34 protein-coding genes and 1 tRNA gene are annotated in these 26374 nt (G+C 67.4%); 19 read left to right on the top strand and 16 right to left on the bottom strand.

Going from position 1 to position 26374, the window contains the following annotated elements; translation table 11 throughout:
- Nucleotides 1–29: 29 nt before the first annotated feature.
- Nucleotides 30–428, bottom strand: coding sequence for a MoaD/ThiS family protein (locus ACQUSQ_RS00905; RefSeq protein ID WP_435066605.1), 399 nt, complete (start codon nucleotides 426–428; stop codon nucleotides 30–32).
- 97 nt (nucleotides 429–525) lie between these two features.
- Here ACQUSQ_RS00905 and ACQUSQ_RS00900 point away from each other — a divergent pair, with 97 nt between their 5' ends.
- Entirely contained in the window at nucleotides 526–903 is a 378-nt protein-coding gene (locus tag ACQUSQ_RS00900; RefSeq protein WP_435066604.1) for a helix-turn-helix domain-containing protein, read from the top strand.
- Nucleotides 900–1175, top strand: a complete 276-nt coding sequence (locus ACQUSQ_RS00895; RefSeq protein WP_435066603.1) for a DUF7521 family protein — start codon at nucleotides 900–902, stop codon at nucleotides 1173–1175. Before ACQUSQ_RS00900 ends, ACQUSQ_RS00895 begins: the two co-directional genes overlap by 4 nt.
- Here ACQUSQ_RS00895 and ACQUSQ_RS00890 read toward each other — a convergent pair.
- A complete protein-coding gene (locus ACQUSQ_RS00890; protein ID WP_435066602.1) occupies nucleotides 1172–1732 on the bottom strand; it encodes a DUF420 domain-containing protein in 561 nt (186 codons plus the stop codon). The two genes, ACQUSQ_RS00895 and ACQUSQ_RS00890, sit on opposite strands and share 4 nt — an antisense overlap.
- A 149-nt stretch (nucleotides 1733–1881) precedes the next feature.
- On the opposite strand from ACQUSQ_RS00890, the gene ACQUSQ_RS00885 reads away from it, so the two are divergent.
- The 6 genes from ACQUSQ_RS00885 to artA all read left to right on the top strand — a co-directional run bounded on the left by ACQUSQ_RS00885 (nucleotide 1882) and on the right by artA (nucleotide 6371).
- Nucleotides 1882–1966: transfer RNA gene (locus ACQUSQ_RS00885), tRNA-Leu, on the top strand.
- Between the two features lie 140 nt (nucleotides 1967–2106).
- Nucleotides 2107–2424 (top strand): DUF7471 family protein, encoded by a 318-nt coding sequence (locus tag ACQUSQ_RS00880; protein WP_435066601.1) that lies wholly within the window; start codon nucleotides 2107–2109, stop codon nucleotides 2422–2424.
- Nucleotides 2421–2930 (top strand): winged helix-turn-helix transcriptional regulator, encoded by a 510-nt coding sequence (locus tag ACQUSQ_RS00875; RefSeq protein WP_435066600.1) that lies wholly within the window; start codon nucleotides 2421–2423, stop codon nucleotides 2928–2930. The genes ACQUSQ_RS00880 and ACQUSQ_RS00875 overlap by 4 nt, the downstream gene beginning before the upstream one ends.
- Nucleotides 2931–2982: 52 nt before the next feature.
- Nucleotides 2983–4269 (top strand): DUF7405 family protein, encoded by a 1287-nt coding sequence (locus ACQUSQ_RS00870; RefSeq protein ID WP_435066599.1) that lies wholly within the window; start codon nucleotides 2983–2985, stop codon nucleotides 4267–4269.
- A 56-nt stretch (nucleotides 4270–4325) separates the two neighbouring features.
- Nucleotides 4326–5393, top strand: coding sequence for an iron transporter (locus tag ACQUSQ_RS00865; RefSeq protein WP_435066598.1), 1068 nt, complete (start codon nucleotides 4326–4328; stop codon nucleotides 5391–5393).
- 39 nt (nucleotides 5394–5432) lie between these two features.
- Entirely contained in the window at nucleotides 5433–6371 is a 939-nt protein-coding gene (gene artA / locus ACQUSQ_RS00860; RefSeq protein WP_435066597.1) for an archaeosortase A, read from the top strand.
- Here artA and dph5 read toward each other — a convergent pair.
- The gene (dph5, locus tag ACQUSQ_RS00855) at nucleotides 6368–7168 is read right to left on the bottom strand and encodes a diphthine synthase (RefSeq protein ID WP_435066596.1); all 801 of its coding nucleotides are present in this window, start codon (nucleotides 7166–7168) and stop codon (nucleotides 6368–6370) included. The genes artA and dph5 overlap by 4 nt on opposite strands.
- A 95-nt stretch (nucleotides 7169–7263) precedes the next feature.
- On the opposite strand from dph5, the gene ACQUSQ_RS00850 reads away from it, so the two are divergent.
- Nucleotides 7264–7908 carry a DUF6517 family protein gene (locus ACQUSQ_RS00850; protein ID WP_435066595.1) on the top strand — a complete coding sequence of 215 codons (645 nt, stop codon included), beginning with the start codon at nucleotides 7264–7266 and terminating at the stop codon, nucleotides 7906–7908.
- Nucleotides 7909–7911: 3 nt separating this feature from the next.
- Here the strand turns inward: ACQUSQ_RS00850 and ACQUSQ_RS00845 are convergent, their stop codons facing one another.
- Nucleotides 7912–8067: a DUF7563 family protein gene (locus tag ACQUSQ_RS00845; RefSeq protein ID WP_435066594.1), complete on the bottom strand. Its 156-nt coding sequence runs from the start codon at nucleotides 8065–8067 to the stop codon at nucleotides 7912–7914.
- 243 nt (nucleotides 8068–8310) lie between these two features.
- Here ACQUSQ_RS00845 and ACQUSQ_RS00840 point away from each other — a divergent pair, with 243 nt between their 5' ends.
- From ACQUSQ_RS00840 to ACQUSQ_RS00815, 6 genes are read left to right on the top strand one after another with little or no spacing between them, the layout of a single operon-like run.
- On the top strand, nucleotides 8311–9783 hold the full coding sequence (locus tag ACQUSQ_RS00840; RefSeq protein ID WP_435066593.1) for an NADH-ubiquinone oxidoreductase-F iron-sulfur binding region domain-containing protein: 1473 nt from the start codon (nucleotides 8311–8313) through the stop codon (nucleotides 9781–9783).
- Nucleotide 9784: 1 nt separating this feature from the next.
- Nucleotides 9785–10720 carry a 2Fe-2S iron-sulfur cluster-binding protein gene (locus ACQUSQ_RS00835; protein WP_435066592.1) on the top strand — a complete coding sequence of 312 codons (936 nt, stop codon included), beginning with the start codon at nucleotides 9785–9787 and terminating at the stop codon, nucleotides 10718–10720.
- Nucleotides 10717–12987 (top strand): formate dehydrogenase subunit alpha, encoded by a 2271-nt coding sequence (gene fdhF, locus ACQUSQ_RS00830; protein ID WP_435066591.1) that lies wholly within the window; start codon nucleotides 10717–10719, stop codon nucleotides 12985–12987. Before ACQUSQ_RS00835 ends, fdhF begins: the two co-directional genes overlap by 4 nt.
- Nucleotides 12987–13724, top strand: coding sequence for a DUF1641 domain-containing protein (locus ACQUSQ_RS00825; RefSeq protein ID WP_435066590.1), 738 nt, complete (start codon nucleotides 12987–12989; stop codon nucleotides 13722–13724). Before fdhF ends, ACQUSQ_RS00825 begins: the two co-directional genes overlap by 1 nt.
- Before the next feature lie 6 nt (nucleotides 13725–13730).
- A complete protein-coding gene (locus tag ACQUSQ_RS00820; protein ID WP_435066589.1) occupies nucleotides 13731–15668 on the top strand; it encodes a molybdopterin oxidoreductase family protein in 1938 nt (645 codons plus the stop codon).
- Nucleotides 15669–15689: 21 nt separating this feature from the next.
- On the top strand, nucleotides 15690–16127 hold the full coding sequence (locus ACQUSQ_RS00815) for a universal stress protein (protein ID WP_435066588.1): 438 nt from the start codon (nucleotides 15690–15692) through the stop codon (nucleotides 16125–16127).
- 2 nt (nucleotides 16128–16129) lie between these two features.
- Here ACQUSQ_RS00815 and ACQUSQ_RS00810 read toward each other — a convergent pair whose 3' ends face one another.
- The 3 genes from ACQUSQ_RS00810 to ACQUSQ_RS00800 form a co-directional block, all read right to left on the bottom strand.
- Nucleotides 16130–18391, bottom strand: a complete 2262-nt coding sequence (locus ACQUSQ_RS00810; protein WP_435066587.1) for an NADP-dependent malic enzyme — start codon at nucleotides 18389–18391, stop codon at nucleotides 16130–16132.
- Between the two features lie 50 nt (nucleotides 18392–18441).
- Nucleotides 18442–19716, bottom strand: a complete 1275-nt coding sequence (locus ACQUSQ_RS00805) for a hypothetical protein (RefSeq protein ID WP_435066586.1) — start codon at nucleotides 19714–19716, stop codon at nucleotides 18442–18444.
- 222 nt (nucleotides 19717–19938) lie between these two features.
- On the bottom strand, nucleotides 19939–20358 hold the full coding sequence (locus ACQUSQ_RS00800) for a VOC family protein (protein WP_435066585.1): 420 nt from the start codon (nucleotides 20356–20358) through the stop codon (nucleotides 19939–19941).
- 76 nt (nucleotides 20359–20434) lie between these two features.
- On the opposite strand from ACQUSQ_RS00800, the gene ACQUSQ_RS00795 reads away from it, so the two are divergent.
- Nucleotides 20435–20935: a universal stress protein gene (locus ACQUSQ_RS00795; protein WP_435066584.1), complete on the top strand. Its 501-nt coding sequence runs from the start codon at nucleotides 20435–20437 to the stop codon at nucleotides 20933–20935.
- Nucleotides 20936–21003: 68 nt separating this feature from the next.
- Nucleotides 21004–21168: a ribbon-helix-helix protein, CopG family gene (locus ACQUSQ_RS00790; protein ID WP_435066583.1), complete on the top strand. Its 165-nt coding sequence runs from the start codon at nucleotides 21004–21006 to the stop codon at nucleotides 21166–21168.
- Between the two features lie 22 nt (nucleotides 21169–21190).
- Here the strand turns inward: ACQUSQ_RS00790 and ACQUSQ_RS00785 are convergent, their stop codons facing one another.
- A complete protein-coding gene (locus ACQUSQ_RS00785) occupies nucleotides 21191–21547 on the bottom strand; it encodes a DUF555 domain-containing protein (protein WP_435066582.1) in 357 nt (118 codons plus the stop codon).
- Between the two features lie 118 nt (nucleotides 21548–21665).
- On the opposite strand from ACQUSQ_RS00785, the gene ACQUSQ_RS00780 reads away from it, so the two are divergent.
- The gene (locus tag ACQUSQ_RS00780) at nucleotides 21666–22259 is read left to right on the top strand and encodes a DUF7344 domain-containing protein (protein WP_435066581.1); all 594 of its coding nucleotides are present in this window, start codon (nucleotides 21666–21668) and stop codon (nucleotides 22257–22259) included.
- 3 nt (nucleotides 22260–22262) lie between these two features.
- On the opposite strand, the gene ACQUSQ_RS00775 is transcribed toward ACQUSQ_RS00780, so the two are convergent.
- The 4 genes from ACQUSQ_RS00775 to ACQUSQ_RS00760 form a co-directional block, all read right to left on the bottom strand.
- Nucleotides 22263–22874: a rubrerythrin family protein gene (locus tag ACQUSQ_RS00775; protein ID WP_435066580.1), complete on the bottom strand. Its 612-nt coding sequence runs from the start codon at nucleotides 22872–22874 to the stop codon at nucleotides 22263–22265.
- A gap of 7 nt (nucleotides 22875–22881) precedes the next feature.
- The gene (locus ACQUSQ_RS00770) at nucleotides 22882–23205 is read right to left on the bottom strand and encodes a 2Fe-2S iron-sulfur cluster-binding protein (protein WP_435066579.1); all 324 of its coding nucleotides are present in this window, start codon (nucleotides 23203–23205) and stop codon (nucleotides 22882–22884) included.
- A gap of 293 nt (nucleotides 23206–23498) precedes the next feature.
- A complete protein-coding gene (gene lysW, locus ACQUSQ_RS00765) occupies nucleotides 23499–23663 on the bottom strand; it encodes a lysine biosynthesis protein LysW (protein WP_435066578.1) in 165 nt (54 codons plus the stop codon).
- A 71-nt stretch (nucleotides 23664–23734) separates the two neighbouring features.
- Nucleotides 23735–24022 (bottom strand): DUF4242 domain-containing protein, encoded by a 288-nt coding sequence (locus tag ACQUSQ_RS00760; protein ID WP_435066577.1) that lies wholly within the window; start codon nucleotides 24020–24022, stop codon nucleotides 23735–23737.
- Nucleotides 24023–24203: 181 nt separating this feature from the next.
- Between ACQUSQ_RS00760 and ACQUSQ_RS00755 the strand changes: the two genes are divergently transcribed.
- The gene (locus tag ACQUSQ_RS00755) at nucleotides 24204–24692 is read left to right on the top strand and encodes a pyruvoyl-dependent arginine decarboxylase (RefSeq protein WP_435066576.1); all 489 of its coding nucleotides are present in this window, start codon (nucleotides 24204–24206) and stop codon (nucleotides 24690–24692) included.
- On the opposite strand, the gene ACQUSQ_RS00750 is transcribed toward ACQUSQ_RS00755, so the two are convergent.
- The 4 genes from ACQUSQ_RS00750 to ACQUSQ_RS00735 are packed head-to-tail and all read right to left on the bottom strand — an operon-like array spanning nucleotide 24689 to nucleotide 26310.
- A complete protein-coding gene (locus ACQUSQ_RS00750; protein ID WP_435066575.1) occupies nucleotides 24689–24892 on the bottom strand; it encodes a hypothetical protein in 204 nt (67 codons plus the stop codon). The genes ACQUSQ_RS00755 and ACQUSQ_RS00750 overlap by 4 nt on opposite strands.
- Before the next feature lie 13 nt (nucleotides 24893–24905).
- On the bottom strand, nucleotides 24906–25184 hold the full coding sequence (locus ACQUSQ_RS00745) for an acylphosphatase (RefSeq protein ID WP_435066574.1): 279 nt from the start codon (nucleotides 25182–25184) through the stop codon (nucleotides 24906–24908).
- 40 nt (nucleotides 25185–25224) lie between these two features.
- Nucleotides 25225–26124, bottom strand: coding sequence for a DUF5794 domain-containing protein (locus ACQUSQ_RS00740; RefSeq protein ID WP_435066573.1), 900 nt, complete (start codon nucleotides 26122–26124; stop codon nucleotides 25225–25227).
- Nucleotides 26125–26130: 6 nt separating this feature from the next.
- Nucleotides 26131–26310, bottom strand: a complete 180-nt coding sequence (locus tag ACQUSQ_RS00735; protein WP_435066572.1) for a hypothetical protein — start codon at nucleotides 26308–26310, stop codon at nucleotides 26131–26133.
- Nucleotides 26311–26374 lie beyond the last annotated feature (64 nt).

The raw sequence follows: 26374 nt of genomic DNA, 5'->3' as shown, positions 1-26374 counted from the left end.
TTGTCGGTGCGTCGCGGAAGACGACCCCGTCAGCAGCAGAAGATGAAGGGGTAGACGAAACTCACGCGGTCGCCGTCCTCGATTTTCGTGTCGAAGCCGTCGAGTACCTCGTTGAACTTCCCGTTGACGAGGACGCGCGCGAACGGCTTGGTCTGTTCGCCCTCGGGGTTCTTGTGCCACGTCCCGGGGAGGTTCTCGGGCGGTTCGGCCCATCCCGATGTCGTCGCCTCCGCCTCCGTCTCTGCGATGAGCATCTCGGCGAGTTCCGGTTGCTCGTCGAAAAACGTCTCCAGCAGGTCACGGAGCGTGTCGCCCTCGAACGTAAACTCCTGATGGGGCGTCTCCATCGCGTCCCGGACGTGCCCAGTCGCGCGGAGAGCGACAGTCGTCGTGTCGCGCTCGCTCGTGGTGTCGGTGGTTGCGCTCATGACGCCTACTAGGTGGGATTGAACCCCCGAAAAGATATATCCGAACATGTTCGTGCCCATCCGACAGTATAAGTGAGTCCCCGGCCGAGCAATCGGCATGGTGCGCAATCCGCAGTCGGGAGCGGAGGCGCCCGGCCTGCAGTCGGTTCTCGACGCCCTCGACGACGCCGACTGTCGGACCATCATCCACCACCTCGACGAGCCGATGACGGCGAGCGAGGTGTCGGAGGCGTGTGACATTCCCATGTCGACTACCTATCGGAAACTGGACCTGCTGACGGAGGCATCGCTGCTCGCAGAGAGCACGGAGATTCGGCCCGACGGCCACCACGCGACGCGGTACTACGTCGACTTCGAGGCAGTCGAAATCGGGGTGACCGCGGACCAGACGCTCGCCGTCGACGTCACGCGACCGGCACGGAGCGCAGAGGAGCGACTCGCGTCGCTGTGGTCGGAGGTGCGAAAGGAGACATGAGCCATCTGGATGTCGCACTCGTGGCCGTCAAGACGGGGACGCTCGCGCTCGGTGGGCTCATCACCTACCTCTCGCTGAAGGCGCATCGGAGAACCGGGTCGCCGGCGCTCCGGGCGCTCGCCGTCGGGTTCGGCCTCGTGACGGTCGGTGCCCTCCTCGCGGGCGTCGGCCACCAGTTCACGTCGCTCGAACTCGCCCACTCCGTCGTCATCGAGAGCGCGCTCACTTTCCTCGGGTTCGCGGTCATCGTCTACTCGCTGTACGTGGACTAGTACACCACGTACAGGAGCGCGTAGACGACGTCGCCGAGGAGAAAGGAGACGAGCCACAGACTCGCGGCCACGCGGCCGACGCGGGCGTGAGCGGTTTCTCGTAGCGCCGCGACCGGTCGGGTCGTCGCCAGCAGGAGGACGTAGTACAGGAGCGGGATACAGACGACGGCGAGGAGGATGTGAACCGCGAGAAGCGGGAGATACACCCACTGGTACACGGCGTCGGGGCCGGGGAACGTCGCCGGGCCTTCGAGAATCACCTTGTAGAGATAGAGGACGAGGAACGTGGCAAAGAGCGCGAGCGAAGTCAGCATCGCGGCGCGGTGGCGGCCGAACTCGCGGCGACGGGCGAAGGCGACGCCGGCGGCGATGGTGCCGATGGCGACGGTGCTGACGACGGCGTTGAGATGCGGGATGGCGGCGACGACGCCCGCGGGTGCGCGGGGGATGGCGCCGCGCGGAATAACACCGAGTACGGCGCCGAACACGAGTCCCAGCGACGCGAGCGAGCAGACGGCGGTGAGTGCGGGGACGTGGTCGCGTGCGTTGCGGGTCATGGCCCGCAGTCGGTCCGCAATCCACAAAACGGCGGCGGGTCGCCGTCGCCCGCGCGGAGGTGTCGGCCACGTGACCGACGGCAGGGAAAAGGAAAGCCATTTCAAATACCCCCGGTAACAGAGAGATGCGCACAACAGAACCCATGCGAGCGTGGGTAGCCAAGCTAGGCCAACGGCGCAGCGTTGAGGGCGCTGTCCTGTAGAGGTCCGCCGGTTCAAATCCGGTCCCACGCATCGCATCGGCACGAGCATACGCGAGTGCCGAAAGATGCAGGTGATTCCTATCCAGGACATCACCCACGCACAACTTCTCACGACGCTACCCGACGAGCCACCGGCGAAGCGTTGAGGTACGCCCACTGCGAACGGCCGATATGGTCGTCGCGCTCCACACCGTCTCCTCACCGGCCCTCGTCGCTCTCGTGACCGTCGCCGGTCTCGGGACGGCAGTCCTTCTCGGCCTCGCGTTCGCGGCCTTCGTCCGCCGGCGCTCCCGACCCTATCTCCTGCTCGTCGCCGCGTTCGCGGCGCTGCTCGGCCGGTCGGCAGTCGTCGGGCTCAGTCTCGTGGGCGTCCTCTCGCCCGCCCAACACCACCTGCTCGAACACGGCCTCGACGTGGTGTTGGTGGCGCTCGTCGTCGCCGCGGTGTACTACGCCCGGACGGTGACGCGGGAGGTGTCGGCGTCGTGACCGACCAGCGCGACCGAATCTATCGACACATCGACGACCACCCCGGCATCCACTTCAACGAACTCGGGCGCGAACTCGACCTCGCGACGGGCCAACTCCAGTATCACCTCGGGAAACTCCGGCGCGACGACGCTGTCGTCGCGGAGTCGCTGTACGGCCGCACCCACTACTACACGCCGGAGTACGACGCGTGGGAGCGCGGCGCCGTCGCCGTGATGCGCCGCGAGACGGCCCGCGACGTGTTGCTCTATCTGGCCGAGGCGGGCGCGAGCAGTCCCCAATCGGTCGCTGACGCGCTCGAAATCGCCCGAAGCACGCTCGAATGGCACGCCGACCACCTGCACGAACAGGCGCTGGTCGAGAAGCGACGCGACGAGCGCGGACGGGTGACGCTCGCGCTCGCGGACCCCGAGGAGACGGCGGCACTGCTCCGAACCGTCGAGCCCTCGGTCCCGGACCGTCTGGTCGACCGCTTCACCCGGCTGGTCGACACGCTGGTGGAGTGATTCGAGAGGCGAACCACAACCCGCTTTGGCTCGCACCTCCGAGGGTCGGTGAATGCGACCCTCCGACGTGTCTCGGCGCGAGGCGCTGAAAGCCGCCGTCGCGCTCGGGAGTGCGAGCGCGCTCGGTGCGTGTCTCGACCGCGAGCCAGACGACCCCGTCCCGACCGGCGACCCCGACGCCAAGCCCGCGAGCCAGCACGCGTGGCGCGATTCCGTCCGCCACGACGAGTACGGCAACACGGAGCTTCCTCGCCACCAGATTCTCCTGTATCTGACACTCGACGGCGAGGGGCCGCCGTCGGCGTCGGACCGGACGGCGCTCGGCGAGACGCTGGATGCGCTCGACCGGGCCTACGCGTGGCATCACGAGGGACTGCTCCACTCGATTGCTTACTCGCCGGCGTACTTCGACCGCTTCGACGAGTCACTACCCGAGGACATCGACCTCCCGGAGCCGACCGCCCTCTCGCCCTTCGAATCGCCGACATTCGACCGGCAGGACGCGGTCCTCCACCTCGCGAGCGACCGGTCGGACGTCGTCCTCGCCGCCGACCGCGCCCTGCGCGGGGAGCGCGAGACGGCAAACGGCGTCTCGATACCGCCGGTGACCGACGCCCTGCGCGTCGACTCCCGGCGGACGGGTTTCGTCGGCGCCGGCCTGCCCGCCCAGCATCAGGACGCGGCGGGCATCCCCGACTCCGAGCCCGTCCCCGAAGAATCGCCCCTGTTCATGGGGTTCGAGGCTGGCTTCCGTGGGAATCAGGCGACCGAGGACTACGTCACGCTCGATTCGGGACCGTTTGCCGGCGGAACGACGAAGGTCATCGCCAACCTCCGCCAGCGTCTCGACGACTGGTACGGCGAGCAGAACCGCGAGGAGCGGGTGATGGAGATGTTCAGCCCCGGACACGCCGTCGAGGGGCTGGTCGAGGGCGTCGGCGACAACCTCGGCGACGACAGCGGCATCGACCAGTTCGTCGACGACATCGCCGCCGACGCCGAGGAGTACGGCCGGGTGGGCCACGCCCAGAAGGCCGCGCGGGCGAATCGAGACGCTGACGGCAACGTGCGCCTGCTCCGCCGCCACTTCGAATCGACCGACGACATCGGCTCGGACCAGAAGGTGGCGAGCCTCCACTTTCCGTCGCTCCAGCGCGGCGTTTCGGCGTTCGAGGAAGTCCGGCGCGCGATGAACGGGACGGACGTGACCCAACTCACGCCCGCCGTTCGCCAACGCGTCAACAACGGCATCCTCGAATACATCTTCGTCCGCCGGCGGGGCTACTTCCTCGTGCCGCCGCGCCGGCACCGAGTCCTGCCGACGCCCCGGCCCGAGTGACCGACCTTCGACGGTCGGACCAGAACCCGTTTGGGTACTGACCACCGAGCGAGAGTATGAAACGCCGAACCCTGCTCCGCGCCGGCGGGGCCGGACTCGCCCTCTCGCTGTCGGGGTGTGCCGGGCTGGTCGAGACGCGAGCGGCGGGCATCCCGCCGGTGCCCGAGAACCGCCCGGACGGCATCTACTACCCCAGTCACGTCGAGGGGATGGCCCCCATCGGAACGGCGACCCGCGGCGACTACGCGGTCGGTCTGTTCTACAGCTACCCCCACCGATTCTGGACCGTCACGGGCGACGACACGTCGCTGACGAGCATCGAGCGCGACGATTCGGTCCACCTGATGGCGAGCGTCTGGGACCCCGAGACGGGCATCGTCCTCCCCGAGACGGGGCTGTCGCTCGAAATCGTCCGCGATGGGTCGCTGGTCTCGCAGGAAACCATCTACCCCATGCTCTCCCAGCCGATGGGCTTTCACTACGGGGCGAACTTCGGCCTCGACGGCGACGGGACGTACACCGTCCGGGTGAACGTAGGCGCGGTGTCGACCCGGCGGACGGGCGCGTTCGCCGACCGCTTTGCCGACCCCGCGACAATCGACTTTCCCTTCGAGTACAGCGCGTCGACCAAAAACGAGATTTCGTTCGAACAGGGCGGGGACCGAGTCGCGACGCCCGGCGCCGTCGAGCCGATGTCGATGGATATGCTCCCGGACGCGACTGCGCCCAGCGAAGCCGAACTTCCGGGGCGAGTCCTCGGGAGTAGCCTGAGCAACGACGCCCGACTGGTGGCGACGGCCCTCGACAATCCGCCCGAAGGCGTCGACGGCGAGGGGCCTTATCTCGCCGTGTCGGCGCGGACCCGCTACAACGAGATGGTGATTCCGGCGATGGGGCTCTCGGGGACACTGACCCGCGACGGCGACACGGTGTTCGAGGGCGAACTGACGCGGACGCTGGACCCGGCACTCGGCTATCACTACGGGTCCACCGTCGACCAGACGGGCGACAGCCTCACGCTCTCGGTGGACGTCCAGCCACAGGTCGCCCGACACGAGGGGTACGAGACGGCCTTCGGCGGACTTCAGGGTGGGATGCCGGACGTGACAGTTCGGACGGAGTGAACGGCAAGGGATTTATCGCTCGGTACCGTCCGCTCGACCATGGCTGGCCCACTCACCGACGCGCTCGCTTGGGCTGTCGTCGGCCTCTTCCTGCTCGGCGTGCTCCTCCGCTGGCGCGAGAGCGACCACGCCCGGACGGCGACTGTCGGGGCGTGGGCCGTGTTCGCCGTCTTCTGGGCGGCGCTCGTGCCACACTTCGCGTTCGTCCAGAAGAGCTTCGTCGAGGGCTTTCTCTCGCTCGCCGCCGTCCCCGCCTCGCTCTACGTCGGCTACCTCCTCTACGACGGCCGGGACTCGCTGTTCGTCCTCTCCCGTGCCGTCGCGGTGATGGGCGTCGTTTATCTCCCCTTCGAGACGATTCCGGCGCTCACCGTCTGGGGGCTTTCGCTCCCCTCGCCGCGATACGTCCTCATCGCCCACACGACCGGTCAGACCCAGTGGGCGATGGAACTGCTCGGCTACTCGCCGACGCTCGTCGAAGGCGAACAGGGGTATCTCAACACGTTCAAGTTCGTCACCGAGGGCGGCCACACCATCCTGTTCTCCATCATCCTCGCCTGCACGGGGCTGGGGAGCATCGCCATCTTCGTCGGCCTGATTGCGGCCGTCGAGGCGCCGCTGGGGCGGAAATTCCGCGCGCTCGCCATCGCCGTCCCCATCATCTACGTCCTCAACATCGCGCGGACGACGTTCATCGGGCTGGTGTTCGGCAAGCAGTACATGCAGTGGTTCGTCGACGAGGTGCTCTTCCTGTTCGGCGGCACCGACCCCTACAAGGTTTCGTTCTACCTCTCGGACCGCGTCATCAGTCAGGTGCTGGCCGTCGTTGCCCTCGTCGGCGTCACGTATCTGGTGGTTCGGGAACTCCCCGAACTGCTGACCATCGTGGAAGACGTCCTCTATCTCATCACGCGAGAGGAGTACGACCTTCGCGAGACGCTCGACCTGCCGGAGCGGACCGACGATATCGGGTCCTAAACCGTCACCGCGTCGACCAGTTTTTCGGGCGCCCCGCCGAGCGTTTCGAGCGCGTCCGCCTCGATGTGATGGAGGTCACCGGGAATCACCAGCAGGTGAAGCGGGTCGCCGAAGTCGCGAGTCGCGAGCGCGGAAAGTCGGTCGGCGTCGACGACGGGCGTGGGGCTCCCGGCGCGCGCGACGGCGACGGCGAGGGTGTCGGGCCACTCCTCGGCGAGGATGTCGGCGGCCACGTCGGCGGTCATGAACGTCTCGCCCGCGTCCTCGCCCCGGCCGTCGTCAACCTTGATATCGAGATAGACGAGGGTGTGGAGGCCGCGCTCGCGGTTGGCCGCGACGCTCTCGACGACGGAGGCGGGCACGCCGTCGGCGCCGTGGGCGCGCGGGAAGGGGAGGGTGACGGCCTTGCCGAAGCGGTAGTTCTGGAGGCCGGTGAGGCCGCTGGCCGCCGAGGACGCCGAGACGCCGTGGACGACGCGGGTCTCGATGCCGCGGTCGATGGCTCGCAGGCGGAGGTCGACGTGCGTCGTCGATATCATCGAGTCGCCGGCGGTGAGAAAGACGACGTCCTCGCTCTCGGCGGCGTCGAGGATGGGTTCGGGGTTCTGCTCGACGCCCGCGCGGTCACGGATTTCGATATCGACGTCGTGGTGGGCTTCGAGTGCTTCGACGCTCGTGCCGACGAGACGGCTGGTGTAGAACTCGGCGACGGCACGGTCGGCGGCGCGGAGGGCGTCCCGCCCCTCGACCGTTATCGACCGCTCGTCGTAGAGCCCGAGGCCGACGAAAGTGAGCATGGGGGCCGTAGCGGGGCGACGAGTAAAAACGGGCTGGTCGGCGCGGCGGGTCGATAGGACGGCCGTTTTTTGCGCTGGGCGCGCTGGGGGGAGGTATGCACACTCGACGGGGCGTCGCGGCACTCGCAGTAGGGGCACTCGCAACGACCGCTGGCTGTAGCTTCATCACGGGACAGGAGTCGCTCGAATTCACGGCGGCGCCGGCGACCGTCGCCGATTCGACGGTCGAGGAATCGCCGTACGAGGAGACGACCGTCACCGACCAGACCGTCGAGCGGGAGTTCTCCGCCGCCGGCCAGACGCGGACGGTCACGGTGGTAAACCAACTCGCGCAGTACGAGCGACAGGTCGATTTGGGACCGCTCGGCTCCGAGCGAGCCGCCGTCTTCGTCACCTACACCAGCCCGCAGGTAGAGATTGCAGGCCAGACGTTCAACCCCATCGAGGACATGTCCGAGACGGCGGTGCTCCAGCAGTTCGAGTCGCAGTACGAGGGTGTCAGCGTCGGCGAACAGGTGGGTCAGCGGGACGTGTCCACGCTCGGCCAATCCACCACTCTCTCGAAGTTCGCGGGGACGGCGACGCTCGCGGGGTCGGAGATGGACGTCTATCTCCACGTCGCGAAGTTCCAACACGGGAGCGACTTCGTCGTCACCGTCGCCATCTACCCACAGCAACTCTCGGGGGAGGACGAGGAAATCGTCGCGCTCCTGAACGACTTGGAGCACGCGACCGAGTAGCGGTCAGGTGCGTCTCGCGCGCGCCTGCCGGACGTCTGCGCCGTCGCGAACCATATCCTCACAGTTCGGGCAGACGCGCGGTTCGGACATACCGTTCGGAGCGAACACTCGGACGTAGTCGTCCGTGACGAACGAACCACAGTTCTGACAACTCGGCATATATTGACACGACTTGCGGGAACCGATATGTACGTTACGGCCGGTTGCGTCGCCGAGAAGCATCGCCAGAAATCGACATATTTGAGACAGAGTGAGTAAGTTGTAATGATTACTACTATCGCAATTCTTTAAGTTAATCTTCTGATTGTTAACTATAAGAAGTTTCTTTTTACTAATTTATTTGATACTTTTGTAGGAGGATTTATTACCCCCTGTGAGAGTGACGGTTAGACACGAACGCAGATGACACACACCCCAGCCAGCGACGAAGCGGTCGTTCGAATCAGCGCCACGGAGCCGATAGCGGACGTGTCGGCCGACACGCCCGTGTTCGAAGTCGGGTCGACCGGACTCACTCGAATCGAGCCGCTAGCGATGGTGACGCTGGGGGAGCGAACTGCGTTCTACGTGCGATGTTCGACGGACCGCGTCTCGGACCTCGCCGCCGCTCTGCCAGACGACTTCGAGCGCGTGGCGAGCGACGCCGACGCCGTGGTCGAACACGACGCGACACCGACCCAGCTACCCGTCCCGCCTCTCGACGAGTTCCCCGCTGACGAGCGACGCGTTCTGGCGGGTTGTGGTTGGCGCCGGCCGACGAGCGTGGCTGACCACGACGCCGCCGGCGGATTCCGCACTCCAGACGCGCAGACAGTGTTCGACGTTGGTGAAGCCCTCCGCGGGCGCGGCTGGGGCGACTGGTGTCGCGACGAACCGGTTCGGGAGACGTGGGAGACGGTCCGGGATGCCGACGGCGAGAGCGTCGTCGTCGTCAACGCACACGGGAGCGAGACGGACCGCCTGTTGCTCACCAGCGCTCCGTTCGAGGTGCTCGACGGCGCGTCGGCTCTCGCCCGGAGCGTCGACGCCGGCCGAATCGTCGTCTACGTCTCCGAGGCGGACGAGCGAGCGATAGAAGTCGTCCGTGACGCGGCCGACGCCTACCCGACGCCGGCCCCAGCGTTCGAGGTGGTGACCGGGCCGGCCGAGCATCGGGCGGCCGAGCCGACGATGGCGCTCGAAGCCATCGAGGGCAACCACCGGCTGGAGGCGCGCCTCCGCCCGCCGGGCCCCGACGAAGTGGGGCTCGACGGCCGGCCGACGGCGGTCCACACCGCGCGAACGCTCGCCCACCTCTCGGTGGCGCTCCGAGACGGCGACGTACCGAGGACGCGCCTGCTCCGGGTGACGGGCGACGTCGACGAGCCGGCGACGGTCGAGCTTCCGGAGACAGCCCGTCTCGGCGCCGTCCGAGATGCCGTCGCCGGCGACGAGGTCAAGGCGGCGTGTGTCGGCGGCCGGTTCGGCGGACTCACCGACACGCTCGACGTTCGCGTCGACCCCGAGAGCCTGCAGGCCGAGGATTTGGGGACCGAGGGCGTCGTCCACTTGCTCTCGGCGGACCGCTGTCTCGTCGAGTTCGTCGGGCGCCGTGCCCGCTTCGCCGCCGAGGAGAACTGCGGACGGTGCGTGCCGTGTCGCGAGGGCACGACACAGCTCGCCGAACTCCTCCGCGACATCTACGACGGGCAGTACGACCGCGCCGGCATCGAGGAACTGGTTCGCGTGATGTCGACGTCGAGCATCTGTACCTTCGGCGTCGACGCCGGCCGACCGGCCCGGACGGCGCTCGACGCGTTCGAATCGGAGTTTCGGGCCCACGCCGACGGCCGTTGCCCCGCTGGCTGCTGTTTCGACACACTCGAGGTGACATGACATGAGTTCAGAGCGAAACGAGACCGTAGACGCCCCGCCGCTGACCGAACAAATCGCCCCCGGAACGGCGACCGACCCGCCCGTGGAAAGCGAGACAGCGACGACCCTGACCGTCGACGGGACCGAGGTGTCGCTCGACGCGGGCGCGACGCTTCTCGACGCCGTCGAAGCGACCGAAACCGCGGACGAGGTGCCCGCACTCTGTGAGTACGGGCGACAGGACATCGGGCCGCGAAGCGAGTGTCGAACCTGTCTAGTCGACACCGACGACCACGGCGTCGTGCCGGCGTGTAGCTTCCCGGCACGGGACGGGATGGTCGTCCGCTCCGACGCGGCCGCCGCCAGCGAGGCCCGAGACGTCAACCTCGATTTGGTACTCTCCGACCACAACCTGCGGTGTACGACCTGCGGGAAGAACGGTCGGTGCGAACTGCAGGACGCCGCCATCGAACAGGAAGTCGAGGAACCCCGGTACGGCGTCCTCGACGACCGCGACGAGTACGAACCCCTCGACGACTCCTCGTCGTTCATCCAAATCGACCGCAACAAGTGCATCCTCTGTAACCGCTGTGTCGAGGCCTGCAACGACGTGCAGGTCGAGGGTGTGCTGCGGATGGAGGGGTCGGGACAGGACACGCGAATCGGATTCCAGAGCGACGCGGAGACGATGGATGACTCGACGTGTGTGTCGTGTGGGCACTGCGTGACCGTCTGTCCCACGGGGTCGCTGGTCGAGTCGGACATCGCCGACGCCACGACCATCCCGATTCCGGGGTTCAACCAGAAAAACAGCATCGGCAAGACGTACGGTCAGTCCGAGACGTCCAAGGGACCGATGACGCCGAAAAAGCGCGCGAGCGACGACGCACATGACGAGGACGGCGACCCGGACGCCGACCTCTGGGACGAGGGGGACGACGGAGGGTCGTGGCTATGAACGAGGAGCCGAGCGGGGTCGCCGAGTACATGGAGCGAGCGAAATCGAAGGCCCTGCAGAACGTCGAACACGTCGCCGAGGGCGTCGCCGCCGACACGCTACCGGAGGGGAAACTGTTCGAAATCGCCCAGTCCATCGGCGACAAGCGACTGGAGGAGTTGAACGTCACGGACACGACGTGTGGATACTGCGCCGTCGGCTGTCGGTTCGACCTCTACTCCGACGGCGAGGAAGTGCTCGCGGCGCGACCGACCGACGAGGAGGACGCCCCTATCAACGGCATCTCGACGTGCGTGAAAGGCAAGTTCAGCTATGACTTCGTTCACTCGGACGACCGGCTGACGGCACCGCTCGTCCGCGACGAGAACGACCAGTTCCGAGAAGCGACGTGGGACGAGGCGCTTGACCGGGTGGCGGAGGGGCTGTCGGGCGTCCGAGCCGAACACGGCGCCGAGGCGCTGGCGATGATTGCCTCCTCGCGGGCGACCAACGAGGAGAACTATCTGATGGGGAAGTTCGCCCGGCAGGTGCTTGGGACAAACAGCATCGACAACTGCAACCGCCTCTGTCACTCCTCGACCGTCGCGGGGCTCTCGCAGGTGTACGGCTACGGCGCCGCGTCAGTCAGCATGGCGGACATCGAGTCGACCGACTGCTATCTGATTACGGGGTCGAACACGACGGAGGCACACCCGGTCATCGGGACACGAATCAAGCAGAACGTCCGCGACGGCGCGGACTTGCTCGTGTTCGACCCCCGCGAGGTCCAGATTGCCGAGTACGCCACCCAGTACAGCCGGGTCAACCCCGGCTACGACGCCGTCTGGATAAACGGCATCACTCGGTATCTCATCGAGAACGACCTCCACGACGAGACGTTCGTCGAGGAGCGAACGACCGGATTCGAGGCGGTTCGAGAGGCCGTCCAAGAGTTCACGCCCGAACGGGTCGAGGAGATTACGGGCGTCCCTCACGAGGAAATCGTCTCGGCAGCCGAAACTATCGCGGCGGCGGACACCTGCGTCTTCGGCTGGACGCTCGGGCTGACGGAACACTCCCACGGCACGGAGAACGTGATTGCGATGGCGAATCTCGCGGCGATAACCGGCAATCTGGGGAAGCCCGGGGCCGGCGTTTCGCCCTTCCGCGGCCAGAACAACGTGCAGGGCGGCGGTGGCGACATGGGGCCGCTCCCCACCAATTTCCCGGGGTATCAGGACATCGCCGACGACGAGGCACGCGCGAAATTCGAGAGCGCGTGGGACTGTGACATCTCGCCCGAGTACGGCTACTACACGACCCAGATGTTCCTCGCGGCGGACGACGACGCGGTACAGGGGATGTACATCATCGGCGAAAACGCGGCGCTCTCGGAGCCGGGCATCACCCACGCCGGCGAAATCCTCGCGGACTTGGAGTTTCTCGTGGTACAGGACCTGTTCGTCAACGAGACGGCCAAGTACGCCGACGTCGTGCTTCCGGCGTGCCCGTTCGTCGAGAAGACGGGGACGTTCACCAACACGGACCGCACCGTGCAGAAGGTGAATCAGGTGATGGAGCCGAAAGGCGAGTCACGGCCGGACTGGAAGATACTGCAGGCGCTCGCCAACCGGATGGGTCGGGACTGGGACTACGACTCGACGGCGGAGATAATGGAAGAAGTGAACTCGCTGACGCCGCTGTACGGCGGCGTCACGCACGAACGCGTCGAGGAGGAGGGTGGCCTCAAGTGGCCCTGCTGGAACGAGAACCACCCCGGAACCGAGCGGCTCTACGAAACCGAGTTCAACACCGAGAACGGACGGGCGAACCTGCAGGGCATCGGCTACAGCGAGCCAGCCGAACAGCCCGACGACCAGTACCCCTTCACCCTCACCACCGGTCGCGTCCTCTACCAGTACCACACGGGAACGATGACACACCGCGAGGACGGACTCGAACGGTACACGCCGAGCGACTTCGTCGAAATCAACCCCGAGACGGCGGCGGGGTACGGCATCGAGAGCGGCGACATGGTCCGGGTGGTCTCTCGACGCGGCGAGATAACTGTCCCCGCACAAGTGACCGACCGCGTCGGGCCGGACAACGTCTTCATCCCGATTCACTTCGCGGAGAGCGCCGTGAACCAGTTGACCGACGAAACGCGTCTCGACCCGTCGGCGGGGACACCGGAGTTCAAGGTGTCTGCCGTTCGCATCAGCCCGTTGGAGACGGAGTCGATGTCCTCCCAGCCACGGCCAGCCGAAGCGCAGACGGGTGACGACTAATGGCCGAACCACGCGACACCTACCCGGAGACGGCCACCCACGGCGTGCGCAAGGAGCGCTCGACGGGCGAAGGTGAGCGGGCACTCCGAGACGCGATTTCGAACCACGGCGACGCTCTCGCGGCCCTCGTCGAGCAGACTGACGAACTCGAAACCGTACTCACGACGGCGATACTGGTCGCCGCGAGCGCCGACGACCCGGAACTGGAACACATCACCGACTCGACGGCGAACCTCGTCGACGCGGCGGACGGCATCTCGACGGCGGAGACAGCCGCGCTCGCGGGCGTGGTGGGCGAGAACGCCGACGACCTGTCGGCGTCGCTCGAAACCGTCCTCCGCCTCCAGCGCGAGGGACAGTTGGACGACTTGGTGACCCTGTCGACGGCCTTCGCAGATTCGCTCTCAGCCGACGAGATAGACGACTTGGCGGCGCTGCTCGAAACGGGCGGGACGGGACTGGTCGACGCGCTCGAAGCCGTCATCGAACTCCAGCAGGAGGGCCATCTCGACGAACTCGTGGCGCTCGCGAAGACGGCATCGGCACTCGATATCGACCGAGCGTCGGTCGAGGCGGTGAACGACGTGGCCGGAGCGGTCGGCGAGGCCCAGACGGAGTCGGAACCGGTCGGCTTCCTCGGGGCGCTCAGACAACTCCGAAGCCCCGATGCACGCGCGGGGCTCGGCTACTTCGTTACCGTGCTGAAAGCCCACGGGCGCCGGATTCGGGAGCGGTAACGAGACGTGTCCGACCCCGAGGAGACGGTGTGTCCGCTCTGTGCGGTCGGCTGTCATCTCTCGCCCGGGCAGTCCGCTCGGGCGCGGGGCGTCGCCAGCGGTGCGAATCCAGCGGGGCGACTATGCTCGAAAGGCGTCGGAGCGTTCGACGTCGTCGACGACGACGAGCGACTCACCCGACCGTCGATACGTCGGGACGGCAGTCTCACGCCGACGACGTGGGAAACGGCCTACGAACGCGTCGTCGAGGGGTTCGAATCCGTCGTCGACGCGCACGGCGCCGACAGTCTGGCGTTTCTCGGTGCGCCCTACTGTACGAACGAGGAGAACTACCTGCTCCAGAAACTCGCCCGACTGCTGGGGACGAACAACGTCGACAACCGGGCGCGGCTCTGTCACGCCTCGACGACTCGCACCCTGTCCGAACGGCTCGGCCGGCCGGCGACGACGAACCGACTCGACGGGCTGACCGACGCGGACGTCATCGTCGTCGCGGGCGCCAACCCCGCCCGTCGACAGCCCGTCGCGTTCAACAGTTTCGTTCGCCCGGCGGTCGATGCGGGCGCGACGCTCGTCCACCTCGACCCGGTGGGGAACCGGACCACGCGACTGGCCGACGTACACCTCGCGCCGCGACCGGAGACGGACGCGCTGGTGTTCGACCTCCTGAGCCATCGGTTGCTGGCGGCCGGCGCGGTCGACCGACAGTTCGTCGACGAGCGGACACGCGGCTTCGAGATGTTCGAGCGGTCGTTCGAGACGTTCGACCCCGACGCGGCGCGGACGGCGAGCGGCGTCGACCGGGAGACGGTCGCCGGGGTCGCCGACCGACTGGCCGCGGCCGACCGCGTCGCGGCGCTCGTGGGGACCGGCATCGAAACCGGGAGCGAGCGGCCGAGCGCTCCGGCGGCACTTCTCGACCTCCTGTTGCTGACGGGGAACGTCGGCCGTCCGGGGACCGGAGTGTTCGTCCTCCGCGGTCTGGTCAACGAGCAGGGCGCGACGGACGTGGGGTGTGTCCCCGACCGACTGCCCGGGCATCGGCCGCTGAGCGACGCCGACGCGGTAGCGGCGGAGTGGGGCGCTGACCCGCCGAACTCACCCGGTCAGACGGCCACCGAACTGCTCGCGTCGTTCGGGACCGAGATTCGCGGGGCGCTCGTCGTCGGAGAGAACCCGGCCATCTCGAAACGCGACACGGACTGGGTTCGTCGGCGTCTCGACGCCCTCGACACACTGGTCGTGGTCGATATCGCGGCGAGTCAGACGACCCAGCACGCAGACGTGGTCCTCGCCGCCGCGAGCGGCGTCGAGAAGGCGGGGACGGTCACCAATCTCGACCGGCGCGTCCAGCGGGTTCGACCAATTCGGGCGCCACCGGCAGAGGCCCGCCCGGACTGCCGGATTCTCCGCGACGTGGGCCGGCGGCTGGTGAGCGACGAGCAGTTCGGCTACTCCGACGTGTCGGCGGTGTTCGACGAGTTGTCGCGGGTCGTCCCGGCGTACCGCGGCGTCGACTTCGACTCGCTCGCCGAGGGCGGCCAGCGATGGCCGTTCGAGGGTGACGACGTGCTGTATCGGGAGGCGTTCGACACGCCGGACGGACGGGCGGCGTTCGGGACGGCGCGGGCGGTGTTCGAGCCAAGGGAGCACGAGGGACTGCACCTCGTCGCCGGCGGGCGGACGAGCGAGTTCTACGGCGAGGAGGCGACGGGCCGGACCGTCCGCCTCCACCCCGCGGACGCGGCGGAGCGGGGCATCGAGGCAGCGGAGTCGATTGTCGTCTCGAACGGCGAAGCGAGCATCGTCGCGACTGCCGCGCCCGACGACACGCTTCGACGGGGGACGGCGTACGCCCACGCGTCGGTCGCCGACCCGCTGCTTCGCTGTGGCTCGGCCGTCGTCACCGTCGAATCCACGACTCCGACACAGCGTTTGAAGTGAGCCCGACGCCTACGCTGGGCTATGTACGACGCGATACTCGTCCCGACGGACGGGAGCGAGGGGGTCGACCGCACGCTCGAACACGCGATAACGATGGCCCAACATCACGACGCGACGATTCACGCGCTGTACGTGGTCGACCGGCGGTTCGAACTCGCGGCGGACGAGGACCGGGAAGATTTGGTCGCTCAGTTGACCGAGCGGGGCGAGTCCGCGGTGGCCGACATCGCCGAGACGGCGGGCGCGGCGGGTGTCGACGTCGTCACCAGCGTCCGCGAGGGTATCCCCTACAAGACCATCCTCAGCTACGCGGAGGACGCCGATATCGACGTCATCGCGATGGGCACCCACGGGCGGACGGGGCGTGACCGCCTCGCCCACCTCGGGAGCGTCACCGACCGCGTCGTCGAGAACGCCACCGTCCCGGTGTTCGTCATCAACATCGGCGACGGGGACTGACCTCAGTCGTCGCGCTCTTGGGCGTCGACGACGGCCACGCCCGCGAGATTGACGATGTCGTTCACCTCGTCGCCCCGTTGCAGGACGTGAACGGGTTTGTCCATGCCGACCAGCATCGGGCCGATGGCGTCGGCGCCGCCGAGCCGTTGCAGGAGTTTGTAGCCGATGTTCCCGGCTTCGAGGTTCGGGAAGATGAGCACGTTCGCCGGCTGGTCGAGGTCCGCGAAGTCGTAGGTGCCGTCGAGGATGTCCTCGACAACGGCAGTGTCGGCCTGCATCTCGCCGTCGACGGGGAAGTCGACGCCGGAGTCCTCGCGAAGCGTCTGGGCCGCTTGCCGGGGTTTGCGCGTGCCCTCGTTGTCCACGCTCCCGAAGTTGGAGTAGGAGAGGAAGGCGGCTCGCGGTTCGACGTTGAACCGGCGCGCTAGGTCGGCGGTGTGCCGACCGATTTCGGCCAACACGTCGGCGTCGGGGTCCTGATTCACCGTCGTATCGGCGACGAAGACGACGCGGTTGCGGAAGGTGAGCATGTAGACGCCCGCCGCGTACTCGGCGTCGTCCGCCGTGCCGAGGACTTGGAGCGGGGGACGGAGCGCCGACGGGTAGTGGTGGGTGAGGCCGGTGAGGAGGGCGTCGGCGTCGCCCATCGCCACCATCACGCTCCCGAAGTAGTCGGTGTCGGTACGGACGAGGTCTTCGGCCTCGACGCGGGTGATGCCCTTCCGGCGACGCTCCTCGTAGAGGTGGTCGGCGTAGGCGTCGAGGTCGGCCTCGGCCGGGTCGACGATGTCGGGTTCGAAGTCGAGGCCGAGGTCGGCCACGCGGCGCTGGATGGTCTCGCGGTCCCCGAGGAGGATGGGGTGGGCGATGCCTTCCTCGACAATCTGCGAGGCGGCGCGGATGGTCTTTGCGTTCGTCCCCTCCGCGAGCGCAACCCGCTTGGGGTCCGTTTTGGCCTTGTTGAGGACGATTCGCATCATCTCGCGATCCTTCCCGAGGCGGGCTTCGAGTTCCTCGACGTAGGCGTCGAGGTCACGGTCGAGTCGGGCGACGCCGGTTTCGACCGCCGCCTCGGCGACGGCGGGCGCCACCTCGAACAGCACGCGCGGGTCCAGTGCCTTCGGGATGAGATACTCCGGCCCGAACTGAAGCGGGTCGTCGCCGTAGGCTTTCGCCACCGCGTCGGGGACGTCCTCGCGCGCCAACTCGGCAAGGGCGCGGGCCGCCGCGACCTTCATCGTCTCGTTGATTTCCGTCGCGCGCACGTCGAGCGCCCCCCGGAACATGAAGGGGAAACAGAGGACGTTGTTCACCTGATTCGGGAAGTCAGAGCGCCCGGTAGCGGCGATGACGGTGTCGTCGCGGGCCTCGCGCGCCTCGTGATACCCGATTTCGGGGTCGGGGTTGGCCATCGCGAAGACGATTGGGTCGTCGGCCATCGACCGCACCATCTCTTGGTCGACGAGGCCGCCGACCGCGAGGCCGACGAAGACGTCCGCCCCGTCCATCGCGTCGGCGAGGTCACCGGCCGGGCGGTCCTGTGCGAAGTCGGCCTTGTAGTCGTTGACCTCGCCGGCCTCGACGCGGTCGGTCGTGACGATGCCCTCGGAGTCGACCAGCGTGATGTTCTCGCGGGGGACGCCGAGCGAGACGTAGAAGTCGGCGGTGGCGATGGCGCTCGCCCCGGCGCCCGCGAAGGCGACGGTCAGGTTTTCGAGGTCTTTCCCGACGATGTCGGCGCCGTTGATGAGGGCGGCCCCGGAGACGATGGCGGTGCCGTGTTGGTCGTCGTGATAGACGGGGATGTCCATCCGGTCGCGGAGTCGGTCCTCGATTTCGAAGCACTCGGGCGCCTTGATGTCCTCGACGTGGATGCCGCCGAAGGAGGGTTCGGTGAGCGAGACGGCCTCGACGATGGCGTCGGGGTCGTCGGTGTCGAGTTCGAAGTCGAAGACGTCGATATCGGCAAAGCGCTTGAGGAGGACGCCTTTCCCCTCGATGACGGGTTTCGACGCCTGCGCGCCGATATCGCCCAGTCCGAGCACCGCCGAGCCGTTCGACACCATACCCACGAGGTTGCCCTTCGACGTGTAGGTGTAGGCGTCGGTGGGGTCGTCGGCAATCGCCCGGCAGGGCGCGGCGACACCGGGGGAGTACGCGAGGCTCAGGTCGCGCTGTGTGCTTGTCGGCTTCGTCGTCTCGATGGCGACTTTCCCCGGCGGGTCGCGCCGGTGGTAGTCGAGTGCGTCTTCGTCGAGTCCCATACTCGCGTCACAGACCGTCAGTTTATAAAAGGTGCCAGCGGCGGCAGAACTCAGTTCCCGGCCAGCCAAGTCCCCGTCAGATACGCCTCGGGGTTGCGACGCCGCTCCCACGCCACGTCGGCTGGGAGCGCGGACACGACGGTCGACCCCGCGCGGAGGCGGTAGGCGTAGATGGTCGTGTCCGCGGCGTCGTAGAAGATACGCTCCCACTCTTGGCCGGCGAGAGTCGTCGTGCCCTCGACGCCGATGGCGTCGTTCTCGACGGCGGCCTGTGCGGCGTCGACGCTCTCGAACCCCTCGACGTAGACGGGTGCCGACCCGAAGTCGGGGCCGATGCTACCGAGAAAGAGGGTGAGGCCGATGGTTCGACCGTCGGATTCGAGCGGGGCGAACAGCCCCGTGAGCGTGGGTTCGAAGTCGTCGAGACGCTCGCGCCACGAGGCGCCGTCTTCGAGAATCGCGACGCCGTCGTCGCCGTAGGCGTAGAGTTCGTTCAACGGGGGTTCGTTCGTGTGGTCGTCGGTCGAGTGCCCCGGCGGGTGGCTGTGGGCGTGCGTGTACACCCGGTAGCCGCTCGGGAACTCGTGGACGTGTTGGTCGACGCCGTCGCCGTCGGTGGCCTCGGTCTGGTCGGGGTGAGCCCACGTCGTGAACTCGTCGCCGATGAGCGCGACGATGCGGTCGCTTGCCCCACTCGGAATCAGCATCTGGTACAGCGCGTCGTGGGCCGGGCGCCGCGAGAACTCGTTGGCGACGTAGCCGCTGGAGCGCACCCGCTGATAGAACGATTTCGCGCGCGAGAGGACCGTCTCCTGCATCTCTTGGTCGTCGCGATTGACGGCGCGCTCGAAGTCACGGACGTACACGTTGTCGCCGATGCGAAGCGCGGCGGCGACGGCGAAGTGAGGGGTGAGCGTCGACTGGACGAACTCAGCGAGGTCGGTCGACGCCTCGCGAAACGCCGTCACGTCCTCCTGCGTTCGCTCCGACGCGTTCTGAATCTGGGAGAGCGTGTCGTAGACGGAGCCGACGGTGACGCGAAACTGCGTCATCGCGCTGTCGTAGTCGTCCCGGAACCACTCGTACTCCTCAATGATGCTCGTCGTCGCGGCGGCGAGTTCGGCGTCGGCAACCGGCGTCGCCGTCGCCGTCGCCGTCGGGGTCTGCGTTTCGGTCGATGTCCCAGTCGCCGTCGCCGTCGCACCGTCAGTCGCTCCGCTCTCGGTCGGCGTCGGGTCCGCGTCGCCGCCGCCGAGACACCCGCCGAGCAGGCCCGCCTGCGCGAGTGCGGCCGCCGCGAGGACACTTCGTCGCGTGAAGGACATTCGATGGAAGACTCGCGGGGCGGACGGTTATCTCTGTTGGCCCCCCGGAAGCGCCACAGTCTTGAACCATGCCGTTGTAGGGCGGCGTATGCACCTCCCATCCACCACGACGCCCGAAGGGCTGTTCGACTACATCATGATTTTCGTCATCCTCGCGGCCATCCTCGGATACGCGGTTCTGTTCTTCGCCGCGTAGTCACGCCGTGGCGGGTGGCCGGTCGCTCACGTCTCCAGTACCTCGACCAGATTCCCGTCCGGGTCGCGAACGAAGCAGATGCGCGTCCCGCTTTCGGTGGTTCGGGGCTCGCTCAGCGTCGTGACACTCGGGTCGAGGTCGGCGTAGAAGGCGTCTAGGTCGTCGACAGCGAGTCCGAGGTGGGTCGCGCCGGGCTGGTTCACCGTCGACTCGGGCACGTCGTCGCCCGCGGGGTCGTACTCCACGAGTTCGATTCGGGCGCCGTCGAGGACGAAATGGGCGAATCGTCCCGTGGCGCCATCGACGTCGACGGCGTCGGAGAACGCGTCGCCGGAGACGGTGAAGCGTTCGGGGTCGTCGAAGTCGAACGTGTCTCGGTAGAAGTCGACGGCGCGGTCCAAGTCGGCGACAGTCACGCCGAAGTGGTGGGGGGCGAGTCGGGTCACGTCAGGCCGGCGGCGGGCCGGCGACAAAGCCGCTTCGGTCCGAGGGCTTACTATCGGCGGCGCCCTCCGTGTGGGTATGACGTTCGTCGTTCCGTTCGACGGGTCGGAGCTGGCCGAAACGGCGCTGGTTCGGGCCATCGAGTTCGGCACGGTGCTGGACGAGCGAATCATCGCGGTGAGCGTGATTCCGGAGAAGAACGCGTCCTACGCTCGCGAGCGAGACTGGCTCGACCCCGGTGAGGAGTTCGACCTCGAAACGGTCGTGGGACGGCTCCACGAGGACGTGGCGGCGCAGGCCCCGAGCGCGGAGTTCCGATACGAGGTGGTGGGACGACGGGCGACGCCGGGCACGATAGCCAGTCAGCTCCGGGAGCAAGCCCGGACGGCAGACGCGTCGATGGTGTTCGTCGGGAGCGAGAACGCCGGTCGCCTCGTCTCGTCGCTGAGTAGCGTCGGCGAGACAGTCGCTGCCGACGACGCGTACGACGTGGTCATCGTCCGCCACCGAGAGCCGTCGAAGATTCAACGCGTCGACGAGGCGTCACCGTTTCACGGGCCGAAATCGGACTTCTACTAACGAGTCACACGCGCGCCGGACGGTCGTCTGACGGAACTATTTGTAGACCTCCTCCGTGTCACAGCAGTATGAACGAGGGAGACGGGTTGTCGGAGATGGAGACTGTGACCGTCGAGTTGGATGCGGAAACGCTGGCAGAAGTCGACGACATCGCGTTCGCCGACCACCGCGACAATCGCGACGCGGCAATCAGAGACTTGCTCGACGAGTGGCTGAAGTCCCGCGAGGAGTGAGGCGGCGACCGCTCAGGGCGCCTCAGTCCTCCTCTTCTTCGGTCTGGACGACTTCGATGACCGAGAGCGGGACGTCACGGAGGGCACCGCCGACTTCGCTTTTCGCGATGCGGGTAGCGTGGTTCTCGCCGTCGGCGTTGAACACCTCGATTTCGAGGAGGAGACCGACGAGTGCCGTGTTGGCGGCGATGAAGGCCGAGTCGAACGGCTCGCCACAGGCCGGACAGGGGGTGACGCCCACCTCGACTTCGACGTACTCCTTGTCCTGGTCGTTGAGGCGCTTGCCGGCCTCGCTGACCGCGACGCCGATGGCGTCGTCTACGTCTTCTACGTCACGAACCAACCAAGCCGCCTCCATGGCGACGAGATAGTTGCTCATACGAGATACATGGCGTCGACTACCTCGTGTCTTGTGGTTCTCGGCCGAGTGCGTATCACTGCGGATAATTCGGCCGCGGCACTTAAGCGTCTACTGTGCGGCGTACCAAGCAGTATAGATGAGCGCACAGCGGGGAAAATCGCAGGGAAGCGGCGACGAGACGGCCATCGGGGGGAGCGACCGTCGCACGCCGACTGAGCAGGAAGTGTTCGATGTGCTGTCGAATCGCCGGCGTCGATACGCGCTGTACGCGCTGTTGAACGACGAGTCGACGACGATTGGCTCCCTGTCAGAACGGGTGGCCGCGTGGGAGAACGACTGCCCCGTCGAAGACGTGACGCCGTCGGAGCGAAAGCGGGTCTACACCGCACTCCAGCAGTCACACCTGCCCAAACTCGAACGGCAGGGGCTGATAGCGTTCGACCCCGAGAGCGGCCGCGTCGCCGCCACCGACACCGCCGACGAGATAGACCTCTATCTCGAAGCCGTCGACGACGAGCAACCGCCGTGGACGCAGTTTTTCCTCGGGCTATCGGCACTCTCGGTCGGCATCCTCGCCGCCGTCTGGCTGAACCTCCCGCTCTTTGGGTCGCCGCGCCTCTGGCTGACGGTCGTCGTGGGGCTGTTCACGGCGTCGACGCTCGCTTACGCCTACCGCGCGTCGACGCTCGACGCCGGCGACGAGCCACCGGACGTGCGCCGGTACTCCTGAGGGTCACAGGTCGCGGAGCGCGTCGTCGAGGTCGTCGGCCGCCAGCGTAATCGTGTAGCCAGCGACGGCCTCGGCGGCCGCCCAGTCGTCGCCGTCGGCCCGCGCGTCGAGCGTCGCGAGGCCGTCGTCGAGACACGTTTCCGTCTCCGCGCGCAGGTCACGGAAGAGCGCCGCTCGGTCGCCCGAATCCCGTCCCTCGAAGAACTGGATGAGGCGGGCGTGAGTGCGGAGGCTGACGAGGGTCCGCCCCACCATCCCGCCGGCGATGCGCTGAATCGGGTCGCTCCGGCCGCGGAGGTAGGCGTGCATCGGCCCGGAGCGCTCGGGGTCGTGGCTGGCGGCGTCAGGAATCTCGTCACGAACCCGGCGGCAGTGGTCAGCCTCCTGTTCCGCGACGGCCTCGAACGTCTCGCGAAGCGTCGCGTCGTCGGTGTCGGCGGCCCACTCGCGAAACGTCTCGCGGGCGGCGTACTCGCTGTCCGCGGCGGCAACGAGGAGCGCCGTCGGGTCGGGGTCGCCGCCGGAGAGCGCGAGAAGCAGGTCGGGCGAGCCGAGTCGGTCGAGCGCGTCGGCGTAGTCGGCTTCGAGCGACGCACGGAGGGCAGCGGCGTCCATGGGGCCGTCAGTCGTCGGCGGCGGGGGCGGCCCCCGCGTCGGCGTCCTCGATGCTCGGGGGGTACTTTCCGCGGTCGAGTTTGAGGTCGGACTTCGGGCGGGCCATGCAGGTCAGGGCGTACGACTCCGCCTCCGACTCGGTGAGGGCGTGAGCGGCGGGCTGAACCACCTCGCCCTCGACGATTTCGGCGGAGCAGGCGAGACACATCCCGACGCGACAGGAGTACTCCTGTGCGATGCCGGCCTCGAGACAGGCCGACAGGATGGTCCGCGTCTCGGGCACCTGAATCGTCTCGCCGGTGCCGACGAACTCGACGGTGTACTCGGTCATAGAGCGGGGTACGCACGACCCCGGCAAAACTCTTTATTCCGGCCGCGAGAGCGCACCGAGACAGCGGCTTCGGCCCGTTCACCCGGTCGAACGCCGGTGTCAGACCTGCGTCTGACACAAGATATATGCCATTCGGGGCCGCGCTACGTAATGAGACGCAGGCCATCGGGGGTCGACGGTAGGGGTACTTTCGAGCCTCGAACGCCTGCGGGAGGTCTTTTATCGGCGTCGACCGGAGAGCGGTAGGGCCGTGGCTCGCCGGCACGAGGACGACGGAAAAAACGGTGACCGCGTTACTCGCCCCAGTCCTCTTCGAGTTCGGGGGCGGCGTCCAGTTCGACGGGGTCGACGCCGATGACTTCGAGTTCGGCGCCGCAGGTCCCACAGTCGACGATCTCTCCCACTTCCAGATCCTCGTGCAGGGTCACGTCGGCCCCGCATTCGACGCACTCGGACATATTTCGCCCGAGGGTTGGTCGTGGGGGGACTTGAAGGATGTCTTTCGCCGGTGAGCGCCGCGTGCGGTCGCTCAGTCCTCGCCGGCGAGCGGTTCGCCCTGTCGGTCGATGCGAGTGGCGGGCAGTCCCGCCCGGTCGGCGTGTTCGCGCACCGCGTCCTCGCTCTCGGCCTGATAGTGACAGAACGTCCCCGTCACGTCGCCGTCGTCGTTCGTCAGCACCTCGGAGTCGACCCAGCGGATGTCGACGCCTTCACCGCGGAGGGCTTCGAGCGCCTCGCCCGATTTCTCGGCGGCGGCGTCGAGGTCAGCACGACTGATTGGCTCGTCGAGTTCGCGGAGGATGAGGTAGTCCTGCATGGTCGATGTGGTAGGTCTGTCTACCAGCCGATAAAACCCGGGGTCGAAACGGGCGGAGGTCGGACGGTTCGCCCGTCGTCGCTCGGCGTCGACACTCGCCGAGTAGTAAGCCCTAAGAACGCCAGCGGCGAAGCGCGAGCGATGAGTCGATTCGACGCCGTCGTTGGCCCCGGAGGCGAGCGTGCCAGTTGAACTGGTCTGGGGGACGGGGACGGCGACGACGGAACTCGGCGCGTTCGACGCCGCGCTGAGCGAAGCGAACGTCCACAACTACAATCTGGTCGAACTCTCCTCTATCGTCCCCGAGGGCGCGACGGTCGACTGCGTCGGCGAACTCGAACCCGGCCGGTGGACGACCGGTGACCTCGTCGCGGCGGTACTCGCGTCGAACACGTCCACCGAGTCCGGCGACCGAATCGCCGCCGGACTCGGCTGGGAACTGGCCGACGAGGGCGGCGTCTTCATGGAGAACGAGGCGCCGACCGTCGACGCCTGCGAGGAGTTGCTGGAAGCGAACCTCGCCGATGCGCGCCGCCTCCGCGACTGGAACTGGACGGGCGAGCGCGGGACGCAGGTCGTCGACCACGTCGTCGAGGACGAGGCGGGCGCCGCCGTCGTCGCCGCTGTCTTCCATCCTATCTCTGCGGGGCACCGCGCCGACGACCGTTAGAGGCGCGCGTAGCGCGTCCCGCCCCACGCCGCGACGGCGACGCCGACGATGAACACGCCGAGTGCGACGAGTAGCGACCGCGGTTCGAGCATCGGTTCGCCCAGAAACGGGCCGCGGACGATGAGATACCCCGAGCCGAGCGTGACGGCGAGGCCGACGAGACAGACGAGAGCGACGACGCGTTCGACGAGCGAGGTCACCGTCGGCGTGCAGTCATCGACGGACGACGAACTCCGACTCGCCCTGCGGGTCCTCGTAGTTCACGTCGACGTCGTCGACGGTTGCGGCGGGACTGCCGGTGTGACACCACTCGACCATCTCCTCGACGGCGGACTCTGGCCCCTCGAAGACGGCCTCGACGCGGCCGTCCTCCAAGTTCCGAACCCAGCCGTCGACGTTCCGTGCCCGTGCCGCGTCACGCGTATTCGCCCGATAGTAGACGCCTTGGACTCGCCCCGAGACGAAGACGTGAGCCCGTATGCGGTCGCTCATGGATGTCCATTATCGTCCGCCGGTAAAAATCCGGAGTTCTCTATAGCCACGGGGCGCGCGACTCGTCTTCGATGGGGAACGGCGAGGGGCGGCCCTCGTCGGCGTCGTCGTCGGTGACGACGTCACCCTCCTCCGAGTCGTTGTCCTCGACGTCGCGCTCCTCGGCGTCGGTGTCGCGCTCCGCCACGCCTTCGTCGTCGGCCTCCTCGCCCGAACTCGGGTCGAACGAGAACACCGCCGTCACACAGAGGACACCGAGCGCGACGGGGGCGTCGGTCGGCATCAGCCCGAGAACCGAGAGCGCGAGCATCCCGAGGGCGACGGCGCTCCCGAAGCGGAACAGGTCGAGGTCGACCGACTCCTGCAGGTACGGGCCGAGCGCCGCGACGAGCATCGCGAACCCGACGCCGACCCCCGCCGCGGCGACGCCGCGGAGGACCAGACCGGAGTCGGCGACGAAGGTCACGGAGGTCCCTGCGGGCTGGAGGCTGGCGACGAGGCCGAGGCCGATGATGAGCGCCGGACGCGGGAGATACTCGCCGACGCGGGCGCTCGCCGTCTTGGCCGCGACGGTCAGGATGACCAGTCCGGCGAAGCGCTGGAAGACGGCCATGTCGATGAGGCTCCCGAGGGTGGGTGCCAGCGCCGCCTCGATGGCGGCGGCGGGGAGCAACACGAGGCTCAGGAGCGCGATGGTGCGCATCCGCTCGCGTGGCGTGCCGTCCATCTCCGCGAGGACGACGGCGACGGTGGCCGAGCCACCGAAGATGAGCAGGCCGGTTTCGATGATGCCGAACGGGTAGGTGAGCGCGCCCGCGAGAATCAGCGCCGGGAAGATGCCGTCGATGAGCGGGAGCAACATCACCGTGGCGAGGAGCTTGGTCGCACCGCCCACCTGTTGCTCGAGGCGGAGTGCGACCGGGTGCTGTGAAACGCTCATGCCACGCTAGCGGCCGTACCCATCGGCCGAACGGTGGTGTAACGTCCTCGACCTGCCCGCGTCGACGACGTTGCCGCCGGTTCCGAAGCGCTTGCCGGAGGCCAGCCCTGTAAAGGAAATGCCGGAGTTCGAGACGAAACTCGTCCGAACGGCACTGGGCGTGGCGATGGAACGCTTCGAAGCCATGGTCGTAGATTGGGTTACAGAACTATTAAACGTTGCGTGGGAGGTGGACACACGGCCACAGACG

Source organism: Haloplanus sp. C73 (assembly GCF_051195115.1).
Classification (GTDB): Archaea; Halobacteriota; Halobacteria; order Halobacteriales; family Haloferacaceae; genus Haloplanus.
This window is presented reverse-complemented; position numbering and strand designations above follow the sequence as displayed.